The sequence below is a fragment of the Roseibium sp. SCP15 genome, from assembly GCF_040329435.1.
GTDB lineage: Bacteria > Pseudomonadota > Alphaproteobacteria > Rhizobiales > Stappiaceae > Roseibium.
Window position 1 is genome coordinate 947730 of record NZ_JBDZYI010000003.1, and the last position, 18434, is coordinate 966163.

19 protein-coding genes are annotated in these 18434 nt (G+C 55.5%); 8 read left to right on the forward strand and 11 right to left on the reverse strand.

What is annotated here, in order from left to right:
• Nucleotides 1-269 precede the first annotated feature (269 nt).
• A complete protein-coding gene (locus ABLO27_RS18420; protein WP_353034555.1) occupies nt 270-1166 on the forward strand; it encodes a DMT family transporter in 897 nt (298 codons plus the stop codon).
• Here ABLO27_RS18420 and ABLO27_RS18425 read toward each other — a convergent pair.
• Nucleotides 1163-1633 carry an Lrp/AsnC family transcriptional regulator gene (locus ABLO27_RS18425; protein ID WP_008190144.1) on the reverse strand — a complete coding sequence of 157 codons (471 nt, stop codon included), beginning with the start codon at nt 1631-1633 and terminating at the stop codon, nt 1163-1165. The genes ABLO27_RS18420 and ABLO27_RS18425 overlap by 4 nt on opposite strands.
• A gap of 198 nt (nt 1634-1831) precedes the next feature.
• Between ABLO27_RS18425 and ABLO27_RS18430 the strand changes: the two genes are divergently transcribed.
• Genes ABLO27_RS18430 through ABLO27_RS18440 form a run of 3 tightly spaced genes read left to right on the forward strand, consistent with a single transcriptional unit; the run spans nt 1832 to nt 4784 of the window.
• Nucleotides 1832-2836, forward strand: coding sequence for a mitochondrial fission ELM1 family protein (locus tag ABLO27_RS18430; RefSeq protein ID WP_353034556.1), 1005 nt, complete (start codon nt 1832-1834; stop codon nt 2834-2836).
• 50 nt (nt 2837-2886) lie between these two features.
• A complete protein-coding gene (gene trxB / locus ABLO27_RS18435) occupies nt 2887-3855 on the forward strand; it encodes a thioredoxin-disulfide reductase (protein ID WP_353034557.1) in 969 nt (322 codons plus the stop codon).
• Between the two features lie 32 nt (nt 3856-3887).
• On the forward strand, nt 3888-4784 hold the full coding sequence (locus tag ABLO27_RS18440) for a LysR family transcriptional regulator (protein ID WP_353034558.1): 897 nt from the start codon (nt 3888-3890) through the stop codon (nt 4782-4784).
• A gap of 21 nt (nt 4785-4805) precedes the next feature.
• Here ABLO27_RS18440 and ABLO27_RS18445 read toward each other — a convergent pair whose 3' ends face one another.
• Both ABLO27_RS18445 and ABLO27_RS18450 read right to left on the reverse strand, forming a co-directional pair.
• On the reverse strand, nt 4806-5342 hold the full coding sequence (locus ABLO27_RS18445; RefSeq protein ID WP_353034559.1) for a dihydrofolate reductase family protein: 537 nt from the start codon (nt 5340-5342) through the stop codon (nt 4806-4808).
• A gap of 220 nt (nt 5343-5562) precedes the next feature.
• Nucleotides 5563-7257, reverse strand: coding sequence for a M20/M25/M40 family metallo-hydrolase (locus ABLO27_RS18450; protein ID WP_353035067.1), 1695 nt, complete (start codon nt 7255-7257; stop codon nt 5563-5565).
• 144 nt (nt 7258-7401) lie between these two features.
• On the opposite strand from ABLO27_RS18450, the gene ABLO27_RS18455 reads away from it, so the two are divergent.
• On the forward strand, nt 7402-7818 hold the full coding sequence (locus ABLO27_RS18455; RefSeq protein WP_353034561.1) for an Lrp/AsnC family transcriptional regulator: 417 nt from the start codon (nt 7402-7404) through the stop codon (nt 7816-7818).
• A gap of 420 nt (nt 7819-8238) precedes the next feature.
• On the opposite strand, the gene msrP is transcribed toward ABLO27_RS18455, so the two are convergent.
• Nucleotides 8239-9201, reverse strand: coding sequence for a protein-methionine-sulfoxide reductase catalytic subunit MsrP (gene msrP / locus ABLO27_RS18460; RefSeq protein ID WP_353034562.1), 963 nt, complete (start codon nt 9199-9201; stop codon nt 8239-8241).
• Between the two features lie 264 nt (nt 9202-9465).
• On the reverse strand, nt 9466-11529 hold the full coding sequence (locus tag ABLO27_RS18465) for an elongation factor G (RefSeq protein ID WP_353034564.1): 2064 nt from the start codon (nt 11527-11529) through the stop codon (nt 9466-9468).
• A 428-nt stretch (nt 11530-11957) separates the two neighbouring features.
• Here ABLO27_RS18465 and ABLO27_RS18470 point away from each other — a divergent pair, with 428 nt between their 5' ends.
• Nucleotides 11958-12257 (forward strand): hypothetical protein, encoded by a 300-nt coding sequence (locus tag ABLO27_RS18470; RefSeq protein WP_353034566.1) that lies wholly within the window; start codon nt 11958-11960, stop codon nt 12255-12257.
• Nucleotides 12258-12360: 103 nt separating this feature from the next.
• Here ABLO27_RS18470 and ABLO27_RS18475 read toward each other — a convergent pair whose 3' ends face one another.
• The 4 genes from ABLO27_RS18475 to ABLO27_RS18490 all read right to left on the reverse strand — a co-directional run bounded on the left by ABLO27_RS18475 (nt 12361) and on the right by ABLO27_RS18490 (nt 16410).
• Nucleotides 12361-12840, reverse strand: a complete 480-nt coding sequence (locus ABLO27_RS18475) for a DUF992 domain-containing protein (RefSeq protein ID WP_353034567.1) — start codon at nt 12838-12840, stop codon at nt 12361-12363.
• Nucleotides 12841-12964: 124 nt separating this feature from the next.
• On the reverse strand, nt 12965-13573 hold the full coding sequence (locus tag ABLO27_RS18480; protein WP_353034569.1) for a hypothetical protein: 609 nt from the start codon (nt 13571-13573) through the stop codon (nt 12965-12967).
• 337 nt (nt 13574-13910) lie between these two features.
• Nucleotides 13911-15110, reverse strand: a complete 1200-nt coding sequence (locus ABLO27_RS18485; protein ID WP_353034571.1) for a pyridoxal phosphate-dependent aminotransferase — start codon at nt 15108-15110, stop codon at nt 13911-13913.
• 169 nt (nt 15111-15279) lie between these two features.
• The gene (locus ABLO27_RS18490; RefSeq protein ID WP_353034573.1) at nt 15280-16410 is read right to left on the reverse strand and encodes a hypothetical protein; all 1131 of its coding nucleotides are present in this window, start codon (nt 16408-16410) and stop codon (nt 15280-15282) included.
• Nucleotides 16411-16733: 323 nt separating this feature from the next.
• Between ABLO27_RS18490 and ABLO27_RS18495 the strand changes: the two genes are divergently transcribed.
• Complete coding sequence (locus ABLO27_RS18495; protein ID WP_353034575.1) at nt 16734-16961, forward strand: hypothetical protein; 228 nt, start codon at nt 16734-16736, stop codon at nt 16959-16961.
• Between the two features lie 59 nt (nt 16962-17020).
• Nucleotides 17021-17251 (forward strand): hypothetical protein, encoded by a 231-nt coding sequence (locus tag ABLO27_RS18500; RefSeq protein ID WP_353034576.1) that lies wholly within the window; start codon nt 17021-17023, stop codon nt 17249-17251.
• A gap of 113 nt (nt 17252-17364) precedes the next feature.
• Here ABLO27_RS18500 and ABLO27_RS18505 read toward each other — a convergent pair whose 3' ends face one another.
• Both ABLO27_RS18505 and ABLO27_RS18510 read right to left on the reverse strand, forming a co-directional pair.
• Nucleotides 17365-17796, reverse strand: a complete 432-nt coding sequence (locus tag ABLO27_RS18505) for a YqaA family protein (protein WP_353034578.1) — start codon at nt 17794-17796, stop codon at nt 17365-17367.
• A gap of 317 nt (nt 17797-18113) precedes the next feature.
• The gene (locus ABLO27_RS18510) at nt 18114-18425 is read right to left on the reverse strand and encodes a helix-turn-helix domain-containing protein (RefSeq protein ID WP_353034579.1); all 312 of its coding nucleotides are present in this window, start codon (nt 18423-18425) and stop codon (nt 18114-18116) included.
• Nucleotides 18426-18434: the final 9 nt, after the last annotated feature.

Consider the following 18434-nt stretch of genomic DNA (forward strand, 5'->3'; position numbering starts at 1 on the left):
GGGCATGAACTGCGCCTCCATCGGTCTGCCTCATTCAAAGCATTTCCAAGGGTATTGTTCTGAATTCAAGCAGCGTGACTTCAAGGTTGCCTCCTGCCCGAAGCGCCTGTTCAACCGGATCAGGAGAACAATTCGAGCTCCCTGGGCATGGGATACCAGGCATTTCAAGGCACCTGTCACCCAATGAGTGCAATTTTGCCTTTGCAGCGGAACCATTTCAGGTCACCGTCACGTCTGCTCCGTATGCGGGAAGATGAGGATGCCGCCACATGGGTAAGATGACCCCGCTTGAAATCCTGATGGCAGTCATGGTCGCGCTGGTGTGGGGCATGGGCATCGTTTTTGCAAAAGGCGCGATCGCGTTTTTCCCGCCGATTCTGTTGATGGCGCTTCGCTTCACGCTCACCGCCTTTGTGCTGGTCTGGTTCACGCGCATTCCCAAAGGCAACCTTGTCTATCTGTTCTTCATTGCCATCGTTGCAGCCGCCATCCAGTACAGCCTCACATTTACCGGTCTGATTGGACTGGAAGCTGGAATGGCTGCCCTGATTGTGCAGCTCGAAGTGCCTTTCCTCGTGCTTCTCGGCGCAATTCTTCTGGGCGAGAAACCAGGTGCGCGCAAATGGATCGGCATTGCCGTTTCGTTCTGTGGCGTTGCGCTGATGACCCAGCACAGTGAGATGGGCGGCAGCCTGACATCTGTGTTCCTGGTGATTGGTGGCGCTTTTTCCTGGGCGCTCGGCCAGGTCATGGTCCGCAGTCTTAAGAACATCGAGGGGATGCAGGTAACGGCATGGATGGCAGTGTTTGCTGCCCCTCAACTCTATGTAATGTCGGCAATCTTCGAAGAGGGACAGGCCGAGGCAATCAGAAATGCAGACATGATTGTCTGGGGAGCTGTGCTTTATCTCGGCCTTGTCATGACCGCCCTGGGCTATTTCCTCTGGAACACGCTGATCAGGCGCCATGACGTCGGCAAAGTCGCACCGTTTCTGCTGCTGTTGCCGTTCTTTTCGGTCCTCGGCGGTGTGCTGTTTCTGGGAGAGCAGCCAACCCTTGCCAAGTTGACGGGCGGTCTTGTCGTCCTGCTGGGCGTCGCAGTCATTACCCTCAACCCGGCACTGTTCAACCGGCGCACGGCGCGGGCAAACCTCTCGTCGGACTAGCCGTCGATCGGAACGACCGGCTCGTCCTTCGTCCTGCGGATAGTCAGCGCGGTACGTACGCTGTCCACATTGGGCGCGGCGGTGAGTTCCCGGATGACAAAGTTCTGGAATGTCTGCAGGTCAGGCGAAACGCACTTCAGAAGAAAATCAACTTCACCGGAAAGCATGTAGCTCTCGCGCACCAGCGGCCACTTCTCGACAGTCTGCTCGAACGCGATCAGATCGGCCTCGGTCTGACTGTGAAGTCCTACCATGGCAAAGGCGGTCACGTCATAGCCAAGCTGCTTTTCATCCAGAAGCGTGCGATAGCCCTGAATGAGCCCCGCTTCTTCAAGAGCCCGTACGCGGCGCAGGCACGGTGGAGCTGAAATGCCGACCCGTCGCGCCAACTCGACATTGGTCATCCGGCCGTCGTCCTGCAGTTCCTTCAGAATCTGCCAGTCAATGGCATCTAGCCGCGCTTTCAAACCTGTCTCCTTCGAGCTTTCCAGATGGTTCACTTGTGGGTAGCTGCCACAGAACCCGTGACGGCACCTTGCAGGGGATGAGAATCCCACGATAACCTGAATTCGGGTGCCCAGTTATGATTTTTTGCGCATTTGTGCAAGACTATAACAAATTTGCGCACGATTTCGAAAGATTACGATAGGGGAAATTCTCCTGACATGCAGAGACAGCCGGAGAATTCTCCGTCATCAGCCTGGGTTCTGACGGATGGCAAGGCTGGCGATCTTGCGCAGTGCATTGGTGTCGTTGAAGCGCTCGGGTGTCCTTACGAGACACGTCGAATTGCGCCCCGTCCTCCGTTTTCCTGGTGGTTGCCATTTGGACCGACCGACCCCAGGGAGCGGGAAACAAAGGACGGCAGCCCGATTTCCGCGCCCTACCCCGATCTGGTTGTCGCCTCCGGCAGGCGAGCTGCCGCCTACCTGAAACGGATCAAAAGGCTCTCAAGGGGCAAAACCTTCACCGTCTTCCTGAAAGACCCGAAGACCGGCCCCGGAGCAGCAGATCTGATCTGGGTTCCGGAACACGACAAGCTGCGAGGACGCAATGTCCTCGTGACGCCGACGTCTCCCCATCGGTTTTCAGCAGGTCGCCTGGAGGAATTGCGAACGGACAAGGTCACGGAAATCGACAAATTGGGACATCCACGCATCGCGGTCCTGATCGGAGGGGACAGCCGGCATCATACTTTCACCGAAGACGATCAGCACAAGCTTCTGAATGGTCTGAGACAGTTGGCGCAGGAGCACGACGCCCATTTCATGATAACCGCCTCCCGCCGGACACCACCCGGATTGGCTTACGGTCTTGCGGGCCTTGCGAAGTCCGGATCGCATGTCTATTGGACGGGCAAGGGCAACAATCCCCTCGGTCACTATCTGGCCAAGGCAGACGCCATTGTGGCGACGGCCGATTCCACCAACATGATCGGTGAAGCTGCGGTCACTGGAAAACCTGTGCATGTTTTCCATCCAAGCGGTGGTCACGACAAGATCACTCGCTTTTTGGGGACTTTGCGGCACTTGGGTGTTATTCACCCCTTTCCAGGTCCGTTGAAAACCACTACCTACGAGCCGATAGACGCGACGCCGCTAATCGCAGAACGGATTTTGACCGATTATTCGGCGTCTCGGCAACAAGATACAGGGTCCTCGACCAGCTAAACGCATTCCGAATGCGGCTGGCACAGTCAGACAGGAAAAAGGTGCGCTTCATGAGCACGGAACACAGCAAGCTTTTGATCATCGGCTCCGGCCCTGCCGGGTACACTGCAGCCATTTATGCGGCGCGTGCCATGATCGAACCTACGCTGGTTGCCGGTATTCAACCGGGCGGTCAGCTGACCATCACCACCGACGTTGAAAACTATCCGGGTTTTGCCGATCCGGTCATGGGTCCGTGGCTGATGGAACAGATGCAGAAGCAAGCTGAGAATGTCGGCACCAAGTTGGTCTATGACACGATCGTCAAAGCTGATCTGTCCCAGCGCCCGTTCCGCCTGGAAGCAGATAGCGGCACGACCTTCACCGCAGACACTTTGGTGATTGCAACGGGAGCCCAGGCCCGCTGGCTCGGCCTGCCCTCCGAACAGGACTATATGGGTGCGGGCGTTTCCGCATGCGCGACATGCGACGGCTTCTTCTACCGCAACAAGGAAGTGGTTGTTGTCGGTGGTGGCAATACGGCTGTCGAAGAAGCGCTGTACCTGGCAAACCTGGCTTCCAAGGTGACACTTGTTCACCGCCGTGACAGCCTGCGTGCGGAAAAGATCCTGCAAGACCGTTTGTTCCAGAACCCGAAAATCGAAGTGATCTGGGACCATCAGGTTGACGAAATTCTGGGCGGCGGTAATCCAAAAGCGGTCACAGGCGTACGCTTGAAGAACACCAGTACTGGAGAGCTTCAGGAGATTTCCACCGACGGCGTCTTCATTGCCATTGGCCATGCGCCTTCGGTGGAGCTGTTCAAGGACCAGCTCACTCTGAAATCAAATGGCTACCTGGAGACCGCGCCGGATTCGACCAAAACGTCGATCCCGGGCGTGTTCGCTGCCGGTGATGTAACGGACGACATCTACCGTCAGGCCGTGACCGCAGCCGGAATGGGCTGCATGGCAGCCCTTGAAGCTGAGAAGTTTCTGGCTGAACATGAAGTAGAATCCACTCAACAAGCGGCCGAATAAGGCCGCTTGAACGTCCTGCGGAGGGGGCACGCATGGATTGGGACAAACTACGCATCTTTCATGCAGCTGCCCAGGCGGGCAGTTTCACCCATGCCGGTGACACGCTGCATATGAGCCAGTCGGCGGTCAGCCGGCAAGTCAGCGCACTGGAACATGATCTGGGTGTGCCATTGTTCCACCGCCATGCGCGCGGCCTGCTCCTGACCGAGCAAGGTGAGTTGCTGTACCGGACGGCAAGCGACGTTCTGATGAAGCTTGAAGCGGTTCAGTCCAGCCTCACCGACAGCAAGGACAAACCGTCGGGTATCCTTCGGGTCACCACAACCGTCGGCCTCGGGTCCACCTGGCTGACCTCGCGCATCAAGAATTTCATCGATCTGTATCCGGATGTTGATCTGCACCTGATATTCGACGACGACGAACTTGATCTGGGCATGCGTGAAGCCGATGTCGCCATCCGCCTGCGGCAGCCGACACAGCCGGACCTCATTCAGCGCAAGCTGTTTACCGTGCATTTCCACGTATATGCGGCGCCGGAATACATCCAGCGGTTCGGCGCACCCAATTCCATTGAAGATATCGACGATCACCGCATCGTCGCATTCGGTGAACAGGCGCCCGCCTATTTGCGGTCAATGAACTGGCTGGAAACGATTGGCCGGCCACCGACCTCTCCTCGCAGATCGGTATTGAAAGCCAACAATCTGGTCGCGATCAAGAGAGCCGTTCAGTCCGGTGTCGGCATCGCAATGTTGCCGGACTACATCATCGACAAGGCGACCAATCTCGTGCCGGTGCTGACCGAGTACGAGGACAAGGTTCCCTCGTTTGATACCTATTTCGTGTACCCTTCCGAATTGAAGAATACCGCTCGGATCAAGGCTTTCCGGGAATTTCTGCTGACCAATGCGGAGAACTGGGTCTACTGACCCAGTTCCTGCCTCTGGCGATTATCCGATCAGAATTTCGAACTCATGAAAAACCGTTCCGTCCGGATAGGCGACCATATCAAGTTGCCTCAAGTCGATTGCACGGTTATTTGCACCAAACAACCTGACACCCTGGCCAAGCACTATCGGCGCCCTTTTGAGCCGTAATCTGTCGATCAGCTTCAGCTCCAGCAAAGACGCCGCCAGCGTACCACCGCCGCACAAGTAAATCGGCCCGTCGGCTTGCCCTTTCAATCTGCGCAATAAAGCTTCCGTATCACTTCGAACCAGTTGAACGTCAGCATCGTCCGGCAACTCGAGGCTCGATGAGAGCACATAGGACAGCATTCCCGGATACGGATTTGCTCCGGCAGGTAAGCCAAAGCGATAACCGAATTCATAAGTCCGGCGCCCCATCAGGCAAACGGCATAGCTTTCAAGGCGCTTTCGATAAGCGTCAACAATTGGACCTTCGTGAGGGAAACGGCTTACGTCTTCATCGTTGCCGCAAATAAATCCGTCTAGCGACACGGCGACATCATAAACGATCGGTTGCATGGAACCTCCAGCAAAAAACAAGGATCTTGGTGATTTAATCTGGTCCAAGAGCTTATTTGTTCACTGGTGGGGCACTCCTGATCGAACGAAGAACAACTTGAGGTGACACGCGGCCACGGTCTGCATCATACGTAGATCAGGCCGGATTTCCACCTCAAATATGCAATCAGCCGGACTACGCGCGGCCTTTGATAGGCCGCACATATTCAGGTTTGCAGCCTTATTCCCGATTCCCCAACAGTCTGTCACCGATTTCAGCAAGAATTCGGGGCAGTTCATCGAAGGCATAAGGTTTGTAAACACGTTCCAGCCGCTGGTGAAATTCTCGTCCCCACGGTCCGATATTCACCATTGGACAACGCATTGCGGTCTCATTGGGACGGTCGATCAGCCATGCCGGAGGTGTGTTGTCCGCCACGACGCTGGAAGTGGCCTTGCCCGGTTGCCCGAAGAAGCTCATGTCGGAGATCCCTTCGAAATAAGGCCGCCATTTCACCCGGCGGGAACGCTCGGCCTCATAACCTGAAAGTGTCTCGGATATCGCGTTGTGAAGCGCCGCATCATCGGCGTGTTCAAGATCCAGACGTGTTGCCGGATAATGAAGGCTTGCAAATCCCACGATCACAACAGGCCCTGACACATGCGCTTGGGCAACGAGCCAGTTTGTCAGTTCGCGGCTGACGGAAAGCGGATTGTCGATGGCCTGCAATTCGTGCTGTTTGGCCTCCAGCGCACCCTGAAATCGGTCTCCCAACCGCCGGGAAGCTTCCCGTTTCAGCTCCGCATAGGTCATAATGCGAGCTTCCGCTGTATCAGGCCAATCCGTCCCACCCGACCTTTTCACGTAGCTTCTGGCGTTGTCCGCAATCCGTGCGACGGCAGATTGAACCGCAGAACCAACTTCCGCCTGGAACCGCTTGAACAACTCCTCAGGGGACCAGGAGTGATAAAGCCAGTTGAAGGCAAGCCAGGTCCGTTCCGGTGTCGTGACTTCATAGACGTCACGCAAGTCCCGCGCCTCGAGACAAATGGGCGGCGGCGAAATCGCTTCGGGCGTGTGGTCCGATAATTCCGCGTTTGCCTCGACACGCCTGATGACTTCAGCCGCAATAAGCTGCGCACTGACGCCTTCATACGGGTAGCTGGCATGCGAACTCTGGCCGATGACAAGTGCAAACGGCATTAGCTTGCCGATTGTTCCGGCGTAAGCCGCGCGCCCTTCGCTGCCGTCGCCCTGATCGGACGTCACGTCCATGTTGATCGCGCCGACAGGATCCAGCTGCAACTCATCCATCAATTGCGGCATCCAGTCACGCAGCGCCCGCATGCCCCGGCTATCTCTTTCCTCATCAGGACTGCAGCACAAAACAAGATTGCCTTGCCGGTCCTCCTGGTTTGCAAACCGCTCCAGCACCGCAATCCCGGCGGCAAGACCGCTCTTCATATCGAGCATTCCGCGTCCGGGCAGAAAGTCTCCACTTTTCAGATCGCGCAGAGCCTTGTCTTCCTGATCACTCAGTGCACGCGAAGAAAGGTCGGAAATCAGTGCCTCGTTGAGCGTGTAAGGCTCGCGGGAAAGATCTTTGAGATCGTGATAGTTTTCGATTGAAACTGTATCGTAGTGGCCTGCCAGCAACAGAGAATTGCGCCCCGCCCCCCGGACGACGGCTACCACATTCTGAGCCTTCGAACTGCCAAGGCCATCAGCAACCCGGATATCTGTGGGATTTTCCCTGAAATATGGAATTTCCATCAGGATATCGACCAGACCTTGCGCAAAGTTTTCCTCGTCAGCGGTGCCGGTTTCACTAGGAATGCGCACAAGCCTGCATGCCAGATCCTCGACACGATCGGCCGGTTGCCACTCGTTTGAACTCCGGATCTGCGATTCCGGTCGATGATTTCCAGATGTCATGCGTTTCACTTTCGAACTCGAGAAGCCAGTCATGAAACTCTCGCTCATGGCAATGTTAGAAAAAACGCAAAAAACTGACAAAAAATATCAACACATGACTAAAATGTCAGAGTGACCTTCAAAATAATCAAAACGGGAGGCGAAATGGACGACCTGGATCGCAGACTGATCGCGGAACTGCGCATCAACAGCCGCGCGTCATTGCCAAAACTTGCTGACGTTCTGAACGTTGCCAGAGGAACCGTGCAAACCCGTCTTGACCGGTTGATCGCCAACGGAACGATCAAGAGTTTCACCATCCGTGTCAGCGATGAACTGCCTGAGAACATGTTGCGGGCGGTCATGTTGATCGAACTGGGAGGGCGAAACATCAAGGCGGCGATCGCGGCAATCAAGCGCATTCCCGGTGTGGCTTCTCTTTCCAACACCAACGGAGTGTGGGACATCGTTGCCGAAATAGAGGTCCCGAACATCGTGGAAATGAACAGGGTAATTTCTGAAATCCGCCTCAAGGATGGCGTCGCAAAGTCGGAGACCTTCATGCTTCTTGGACCGGCCTAGTTCCTGACCTATTTGGAAGCAAAACCTCGCAATTTTTCTCGGCACCGAAGCGGTGAAACTGCAGAAATCTGCGGTAATTCAATTTATTTTTCAGGGAAAATACGTCTGAAAGCCAGATTGGCCGAACAATTAATTTATTAAAATACAATGACTTAAATGGAATGTAACAGCAATTAGACACAGAATTGCAAAAATTGCATAGCAGGTCTGCACCACTGCCTCTTGTTTATGCAGCTTGTGCACTGCATATAAGCATCACTGTTGGTCAAGCGGACGTCACGTCCTCCTCCCAGTGATGTCCTGACCAGCTGTTCCCCTCTGGAAGGTGATTCCACTGTATTCAGTGAATCAATTCAAACTGCCGGGTCCTTAAGACCCGGCATTTTTTTTGCCTGCTTACCAAATCAGTGCGCCAATCAATCACATGAACAAGAGCTCGCCGGTCATGTTCTTGTAGATCCCGGCCACCTGCTCTTCATAACCGTTGTAGAGAAGCGTATCGCGGCGCTCGTCCGTTCCAAGCAGTTTTTCACTCGCCTGCGGCCAGCGACGGTGTGGCACGGACGGGTTCACATTGGCCCAGAAACCATATTCCTTCGGCTGGATTTCTTCCCAGAAGCTTACCGGGCGCTGATCTGTGAATGAGATCCGAACAACGGACTTGATCGACTTGAAGCCATATTTCCAGGGGGTCACAAGCCGGATCGGCGCACCGAACTGCTTGGCCAGCGGTTTGCCATAGACGCCGGTCGCCATGAAGGCCAGTTCGTTTGTCGCCTCTTCCAGCGTCAGACCTTCCACATAGGGCCAAGGGTACCAGCTTTGCTTCTGTCCGCTTGCAACGGACGGGTCGAGGAATGTTTCAAATCGCAGATATTTTGCGCCTGTCTGCGGTCCGGCAAGCTTCACCAGCTCCGCAAGCGGGAACCCTGACCACGGAACTGCCATCGACCAGGCTTCCACGCAGCGGTGACGGTAAAGGCGTTCCTCTAACGGCATTTTGGAGAGCAGCGTATCGATATCGACGATCTGAGGATTATCGATCAGACCGTCCAGCGTGACTGTCCAGGGCCGGATTTCCAGCTTTTGTGCTGCCGGCCAGATCTGTTTGTGGGAACCGAACTCATAAAAATTGTTGTATTTCGACGCGACTTCTTCAGAGGTCAGATCCCGGTCAAGCGTAAAAGAGGCATTCCTTTTGACCGGGTACAGGCCAGCACTCGGATCTTCTTCCGCAAACGCAGGACGGATGCCCAAACCGGTTCCCAGCAACGCACCGCCTCCGGCGAGACCTGCCAGAAGCTGGCGGCGGTTCAAAAACACGCTTTCCGGTGTTGCCTCACGCTCTGGAAGGGCCCAACTGCGTTTCTTGATGATGTTCATTCACAAAACTCCCGTTTGCCGAAGAGAGAACCGGAATCGCTCTTCAATGGCAAATAACGCCCTGGTGACCGGAGGTGGGAAACATGTGATTGGAACACCAATTGCGCGGCCTTGATCAACACATGGCAACCAACCTGTGAGCACGTCAAGCAGCGACTCAGGTTTTTTGGCTTTCCATTTTCAGAACAGGCAAAGGGTAGAAGTCGTCGCTGCACAAAAAAGAGGGGCCGTAGCCCCTCTCCAACTGGTACTTGTCTTTGCAAATCATGCAGCCTGCTTGCCCGACTTCTGCAATGCCTGATCGGCGGCTTTGCCCGACAGTTCGGCCATATGATCGAACTCGGTCGTGTAGCTGGCAACACCCGCCGTCGCAGAGCGCAGTTCGATGATCAGATCGCCGATTTCCGCCTCCGGCATCAGGGCCTGCACCTCGTCCCAGCCCGGCCAGTTCGGTCTGGCATCAAAGCCGAGCAGTTGCCCACGCCTTGCCGACACAATGGCATTGACCTTTGCCGTCGCATCATTGGGACAGGAGATAACGACTTTGTGGATCGGTTCCAGAAGCACCGGTTTGCAGTCCGGCAGGCCGTCACGGATCGCTAGGATACCGGCCATCTTGAAGGCTTGGTCTGAACTGTCGACCGAGTGATAGGAGCCGTCCGTCAGGCAGACGGAAATATCGACGACCGGGAAACCGAAATTGCCCTTGCCCAAGGCTTCCATCACACCGTCCTTGACGGAGGGAATGTATTGCTTGGGCACAACACCTCCGGTGATCGTATCGGTGAATTGAAGTCCTTCACCGCGTGGAAGCGGTGCGATTTCCAGAACCACGTCCCCGAACTGCCCGTGGCCACCCGACTGCTTCTTGTGCCGTCCGCGCACCTTGGTCTTTGTCCGGATTGTTTCGGAATAGGGAACATGCGGCGTGTGAGCGGCAACGTTGAGGCCGTATTTTCCGGCCAGCCGTTCCTGCGCCACGCGCAGGTGCATCTCACCCTGCCCGGCCAGAAGCGTTTCTGCGGTTGTCTGGTTCTGACTGATGGTCAGGGAAGGATCTTCCTCTATCAGCTTCGCCAGGGCAGCAGACAGCCGGACTTCATCCTTGCGTTCCGCGGCCGCAATTGCGGTTGCAAGCACCGGACTGCGCTTGTCCGCATCTTGCAGATTTGTCAGTTCGCCCTGATCCAGGCTGAGCAGATCTCCAGTCTTCACGTCATCAAGCCTGCCAAGCGCCACGAGGTCCCCCTTGCCGGCTGTGGCTATTTTGCTGGCAGTTTGTCCGAAGACCGAAAACAGTCCTGAAACCTTTACTTCATCCCCACCATTCAGGAACAGGCTGTCGCCATCCGACACCTGGCCGTCCAGGACACGTGCAACGGAAAGCTTGCCGCCATGCTGGGTATGAAGCGTTTTGAGGACCTGCAACACAGCTCGCTGTTCGGTATCCATAACCCGCCGCGACAGCAGGTCGACACCCGGAGTTTCATGCCGCAATGCCTTCAACAGCCGGCTGACTCCGTTACCGTGTTCCGCAGAACCGAAGAAAACCGGACAGATCAGACCGTCCTGCATTTCATTCACCAGGTCGGCGAATACCTGGTCGCGGTCGGGCGCGATATCTTCCAGAAGCGCTTCCATCAGATCGTCGTCGTGATCGGCAAGATGCTCAAGCATCGTAAACCGGGCCTCATGCTCACGCGTGCGGTCCTCGTCCGACATGTCGATCTGAGTACTTGGTTCCTTTTCATGATAGACATGCGCCCGCTCGAGCGCGAGGTCGATGAAACCGGTCGCCTGACCGTCTTCCCAAATCGGAATCTGCCGCAGCACCAGCGGCACCGAGGATGCAGGCTGCAACACATTCAGCACATCGTGTACCCGGCGAGTGCTCTTATCGATCTTGTTCAAAAACAAAACCCGCGGAATAGCGCGGGCTTCAAGAGCTTTCAGGATAAGCTGCAAGGCTGGAACCTTGCGCTCGTCGTCCTCGGCGACAACGACAGCCAGATCCGCTCCGCTCAGCGCTCCGTCCATTTCGCTCAAGAATTCAACCGATCCCGGACAATCGACAAATATGAACCGATCACCCAGATATTCGGCGTCCGCAATGTTGACCTCGACGCTCATCCCGTGAGCGCGGGCCTCCGGCGAGGCATCGCCCACCGTATTTCCGTCTGAAACGCTTCCTTGACGGGCCACTTTGTCCGTTCGCGCCAGCACGGCCTCCAAGAGGCTTGTCTTGCCGCTGCCGAACGGACCAACGAGGGCGATACAGCGCGGCGTGCTGCCGGCAGTGGATCCCTTTCCGTTTGTACTGATTGCCATAGTGTGTCTCCCGTGTGCTCGAGGAAATCCTCGTAACAACGCGGCACGGCCGGCGATGAAGGACGCGGGCCCGCCGCGTCTCGCCCGGATGGGATCGAAGGCCAATAAAACCCAGTACTTATCAGCACCAAGCCCCAATTCCATGGCACATCGACCTGGGGCGGTATTCCATCGTCGCGCCGATTGCAGGCCAAAGGCAAGGGATTCTTTTGTCGCAGCGCAACAACAAATGACGCCCGACCGGTACAGGCCGATGACCGTCAGGCTGGGGTGGCCTTGTCAGTTGCCCTCATCAGCACTTTCGCCAATGCTGGAAGTCCGGCATTTTAAAGAGGAAATGTTCTCGTTGCCGCACACCGATGACTTGTGACAACTGGCTCCCTATATTTGTTTCAGGATCCGGTTGCAGTTTTGAAAAGGAGGAAGCCATGAGCTTCCGTAAATTTCTCTGGGCAGCAGCCCTTTCAGTCGTTCTGACAGGTTCTGCCCTGGCTCAGAACAATCAATTGCGCGGACTTTCGCAGTCGACACCCAACAATCTGCCCTCGGCACAGCAACAGCTCAATCAAAGCCTGAACAATCAGCAGTCGGGTTTCTCGACCCGACAGCAGATCGACAGTGCAAACAGGCTGAACCATACAAATCAGATCAACAGGCTGAACACCCGTCCCAGCACGACGACCACGCCTTGTGCTGGAGCCAATAGCGGGTGTCAGAACGCGCAGTAACGCCAACTGCAGTCAGCCGATTTTCGCCTGGACAAACCTACAAACAAAATGCCCTCCGCCGTTTCGCAGCGAAGGGGGCTGATGGAACTTAAGACGTCGGAACCTAGTTGATGCGCTCCAGCGTCAGTTTGCTGACGCCAACCGTCAGGTTGGTGCCGGTCTGGCTTTCCAGGCTGAACGGGTTCAAGGCGATGGACCGATCAAAACCACCGAGCAAGGCATTTGCCTTGATCCCCGCACCCAGGCTCGCTCCGGCGGTCACACCACCATAGGTTCCTGCAAGCAATCCGGGCTTACGATTGGCCGACGGTGCCAGAACACCCCAGACAAGCGTTGCTTCCTTGGTCTTGCCGATATCGAGACCGTAGTCCCTGACTTCGCCCTTGTAGTGCTCGACGGCTCCGCCATCGACTGGTTTGAAGCTGCATCCAAGCGCTGCGGAAGAACCGACAATGAAGTTGTGCTCCCCTTCCACCAGGCAGCTCAGGGTTCCGATTTCAACTTTGGGACTGTTTTCGCTTGCGAAAGCAGATCCGGTCGCAAACAGAACTGCGGTGGCAAGTGCCGTGCTCAGAAAACGCATTTTGAAAATCTCCATATCAAGAGCGTAGGTCCGCACCCTAACAAGGTATGCGAGCAAAACCGTGATATGCATGCATCGCGTCAAAATCTGGGCAACGATCCCGGAATTGGATCTGGTTGCAAGCTCAAGCGGCTGGATCAGCCATTTGCGGTTCAGTGGCCACCAGTCCGCCGATTACAAGCCCGCGCTCCGAATGGCCTCTATCCACCCAACGCGCCAGAAGATAGCGTCGACCGCCAATCAGCAGGGTCAAGGTTGCAACCACAGGCACGAGACTGTTTGCAGGACTTGCAAGAACCCACCCCGCACCAAGTGCTGATACTACCAGCATCATCAGGGAATAACGCCGCTGCCGCGAACGGGACATGTTCGGAAGTCCCGCAAATCCGCCATTGGCAAAAAGGGTCTGTAAGACACCAACGAACAGAACCGTGACAAGCACACCGCCATGAGAATAGGTGACGAGCACTTTCGCAAATGCCGGATCTCCGAAGCGGAACAGGCTCACGATAATCGGAGTTGCCAGGAGAATATGAATATTGACCCCAAGAAGCACGGGATGCATTCGGGATTTCAAATGGAAAAACGCACCAAAAACAAACAGCGCCAACCCCGATCCGACCCAGCCAGCCAATTCCAGATCACCCCATTGGCGCCACAGCAAAATGAAAGCGATTGAAGGCAAGCCCTCGAGCAAATCGGTGAACCATTGTTTTTGCTGAGATCTTTCCATGCTCTGCTCCCGAAATTCATGACAGACGGTCAAAATCACATTGGCCATGCTGAAAACATGGCAATCACATCTTCATCCGACAGAAAAGCAACCCCGGCACTTCCCTGACCGGCGAGCCAGAACCAGAGCGATGCAATCTGCGGACAAGTTGCTTGTGGTCAGCAGCCTAAAGCATTTCGTCAAAAACTGAATCGCCTATCGCCTCCTGAAATCAAGGATTTCGCCGAGACGGGGAATGCTCTTTGTTTCAAGGCCTCCACCAAGCACCAGAGACACACACACACGAAAAAGGGCGGCCAAGGCCGCCCTTCCGAATACCTGACCTGTTGCCAGATCCTTACTTCAGATTGCCGCAGAAACGCTGAATGCGCGTGCAGGCCTCTTCCAGCGCCTCGGTCGAAGTGGCGTAAGAGATACGGAAGTTCGGCCCAAGTCCGAATGCCGAGCCGTGCACCACCGCAACGCCTTCTGTTTCCAGGAGTTCCGTGACAAAGTCCGCGTCAGTTTCGATGACCTTGCCGGACGGTGCCGTCTTGCCAATTGTTCCGGCACAGGACGGGAACACGTAAAAAGCACCTTCCGGAACCGGACAGCTGATGCCATTGGCCTGATTAAGCATGGAAACGACTAGGTCGCGACGTCCCTTGAAGATCTCGTTGTTGGCCGGAATGAAGTCCTGGGTACCGTTCAACGCTTCGACAGCCGCCCACTGGGCAATGGAACACGGGTTCGACGTCGATTGCGACTGGACCTTGGCCATTGCCTTGATCAGGTCGGTCGGGCCACCTGCGTATCCAATACGCCAACCGGTCATGGAATAAGCTTTGGAAACACCGTTGACCGTCAGCGTACGATCGAGAAGAGCAGGCTCAACCTGAGCCGGCGTGGTGAACTTGAAGTCGTCATAGACGAGGTGCTCATACATGTCGTCGGTCATGACCCAGACATGCGGATGCTTCATCAGAACATCCGTAAGCGCCTTCAGCTCCTCTTCCGTGTAGGCAGCGCCAGAGGGGTTGGAAGGCGAGTTGAAGATCAGCCATTTTGTGCGCGAGGTGATCGCCGCATCGAGCGCGTCAGGGGTAATCTTGAACGTGGACTTGTCGGCTTCAACAATGACCGGCTCGCCACCGGCAAGTAGAACCATGTCCGGATAGCTCACCCAGTAGGGTGTCGGAATGATGACCTCGTCGCCCGGGTTGAGCGTCGCGATGAGAGCATTATAGAGCACCTGCTTGCCACCGGTGCCTACCGTGATCTGGTTGGTTTCGTAAGTGAGCCCGTTTTCCCGTTTGAACTTCTCGACGATCGCAGCTTTCAGCTCAGGAATACCGTCCACCGCGGTGTACTTGGTCTTGCCTTCGTTGATGGCCTTGATCGCGGCCGCCTTGATGTTCTCCGGCGTATCGAAATCCGGCTCGCCAGCGCCCAGACCGATCACGTCGCGGCCTGCGGCTTTCAGCTCGCGTGCCTTGTTGGTGACAGCGATGGTCGCAGAAGGTTGTACACGCGCCAATGCGTCAGCAAGAAAGCCCATAATGTCCTCCAGAGGGAAACGGGAATAACAGCGCGCGGACCCTAGAACCGTGTGCCCGCGAAGACAAGTCCAAATCAGGCGTCATTGGAGCCGGCAAAGCAGTTTTTCAGCTCCACTCGACACTAAATCGTTCCAACAGGCTCCCCTACGGCAGGGGCTGACGCGAGCGTTAGCTGCGTGTTTCCAGAATCAGCTTCGGTTCGTTCTGATCTTCATCGATAAGACTGCACTTGAAACGCTTCTTCTTGGTCTGCCCGTTCAGAACGTTCACGGGTACGGACAAGGGCACGTCCGAGTTCTGCTTTGCCGCACCGAGCAACGAGGAATAGTTGTTCGGGTGCAGAAGCATTTCGGTGATCGGCCGGCTGTCCAGAGCCTCCGACGTCAAATGATAGGTCTTCATCGCGGCCTTGTTGGCGGCAATGATCATTCTGGATTTCACATTTACCACCAGGATCGGCGCACTGCAGATCTCGAACACTTTCGCAAAATCCACATCTCCACCGACATGGCCTGCGGAGAACAGCACGCCGCCAACCGTTCCGCCAATGCGGAAATACATGGCGTCATAGTTGAGATCCAGACTGTCATTTGATGCCAGCAGAAACTTGCCGCGCCCCGTGGCACTCGCGCGCCGCGTCAGGGCTGCCAGGGTCAAAGACACGATTGTCCGTCCGACCCGGTTTTGAATATGTGCAATGTTCCTGCCGATGATCAGCCGGGAATCTTCAATCTGAAAGCTCTTGACGAACCCGTCACTGGCAAAGCGCACATAGCCGAAATTGTCGACAAGCAGAACCACCCTGGTCGAGGACGCAACGAAGTGCTGCAGGATCGGGGCAAGACCCAAAACGATCCGACCGGGATTTTCATCATCTTCACCGATTGACGGAAAACAGATCGCGAGAATGCGTCCGTCAGGCAACTCATAGCGATAAGCCACGATCGGCACACCCGGGATCCGATGATCCGGCCCGCCGCCAACATCAAACGGCCCGGCCTTGCCTTCCCTTATGGCGCCTTGCACCAGCCGCAGGACGGTTTTTCTGTCCTCGGGCGAAAGATGCCGCAAGGCCTCATTGTGCGGCGCTTCCTGAAGATCCTTGACTTCGCTGTTGAAACTCTGAGAACCGACCTCATGCCACAGGATGGTTTTGCGGCTGATATCCGCGATAAAAAACTGCAATCCGGCCAAAGACAGGGCAGGACCGTCATCATCGGGTTTCCGCGCATCCTTTGTAGGCGTCACAGGGTTCTGTGGCTTTGCGGCCACGGCGCTCTGCTCTGCGTTGAGTGTCATTCCGTAATTGACCTGTAATTGCCGATTTCTCACTTTTCACGAGTATCACCAGCAAAAGCAAACAAACACTAAAACAACACTGTAAAAACTTGAAAAATTAACACAAAAACCAAGATTAACGTCGCGTATTCTTGTGTTTACAAGAGCTTAATATTGCCATTTTTACCAAGCGGGAATCTTTCAAGCGCCGCAAAAGTGGCACCTGTCCTGTTGATATACCTGCCTCGAAATTGCCACAAAATCACTCGGTGAGAGCCAGATTGCCGACTGCCTGACGGCGCATTTAAAGCTTCTAATATGGGCCTCTAAAGATGGAGGCACCTATGCAGTTTTTGAGTTCGGGCGTTTCATCTCAGACAACATCCCACACAAGCTTCCCACCGGTTTTGCTGTTCATGCTGGCTGCGGGCCTTTTGATGGTGATGAGCCTTGCGCTTGTACCTGCTCTGGTCCTGCCGCTGGTTGCCTTTGTCGCGATGGTATGGGTAACCCGGCTGCTCGGTCTACGTCTCTACAGAGACCTTACACAGGCATCAAAAAGAGGCCGATAATAATCGGGTCTGCGCACTGCCGACCCTGCACAGCAGTTTAGAAGCAACTGGTATTTGCCATGGCGAACGATAACAAAACAAATCGTCGGAAGACGTCGGTGCACAAACGTGAGTTGCAGGAGGCCCGCCCTCTCCTGCAGGCAATCGCCGTTGGACTGTTGTTGGCCACGGGCCTGATGGCCGCTGCCGCAATGGCCAATCCCGAAGCTGAAAGACAATCAATACAGGAACCAGTCGTTCTGGAGGTTGACCCTAAATCCGAAAGAGCTTCGGGCACTCAAACGCCCTGATCAGGCGAAAGTTCCTCCCCCGGTCGAAACGCGTTTTTCACAATCGAGAGGAACGCACCCTTGATCGGCTGAAGCGTTTCGCAGCCGCGTCTGATCCGCGGGTGCGGAACGCTCTAGAGCACGTTCATGGCGATAAGCGCAACAACGATGTAACGACCCGTCTTTGCGATGGCCACCAGAACCAGAAACGGCCAGAACGGCTCCTTCAATACGCCCGCAGCCAATGTCAACGGGTCTCCAATGACCGGAGCCCAACTGAGCAAAAGGCTCCAGCGACCGTATCGGTGATACCACCTTGTGGCCTTTTCCAGCTTGTCTGCCCTGATCGGAAACCAGGACGCGTTGGAAAAACGCACCGCACCACGTCCAATCGCCCAATTCACGACCGAGCCAAGCGTGTTGCCGAGACTGGCGGCAAAAACCAGAAGAACCACGGGTTCGGTCTTCAGGTAGATCAGGCTGGAAAGTCCGAGTTCGGATTGCGCGGGCAGCAGGGTTGCCGCCAGGAACGAAATTCCGAAAAGACCCATCAGGGAACTGCTCATGAAGGTTGCTTCGGACGCCAAGGGTTGATCGAATAGAAGAACCGCCGGTTAATCCCAGTTGACCGTCAGCGTCAAGTCTCCCGGCACCTGTTCTCAAGTGCGTCCAACGTCTCTTTTTCCTTCGACAGGTCTCAGCTGCAGCTTTCCATAAACTCTGGGAAATCCAAAGCAATGCTGCTTCCAGCTCTGCCCATCCATCGGGTGGAGCCAATACGCGGTTGCAAACAGTTTGCCCGGAAAACCTTAGAGTTTCCCGGGCGTCTCAAGCAGAAAGGTCTGTGGTATGAATGTTGCGATGGGGCCTGTAGGGTTTCCGACTAAGCTGCGCAGGCGGCCGAGTTACGGAAAATTGCGCTGTTGGCCGCGACGATCGCAACCGCATTCATTCTGTTCTTGGCGCCCAATCGCGTAATGGCGTTGCGGATGTGCACTTTCACGGTCGCCGTTGATACGTCCAGCTCATAAGCGATCTGCTTGTTCACCTTGCCTTCGGCCAGCATCAGCATGATTTCCAGCTGGCGCGGCGTCATGCGTTCGCTCAGGTTGATGGGCCAAAGGATATTGCGAGCGATTGGCTTGTTCTGTCCAGTCGGGGTGGTGCTGGTGTCTAGGGCAAAATGAGCAGTCATCACGCTGTT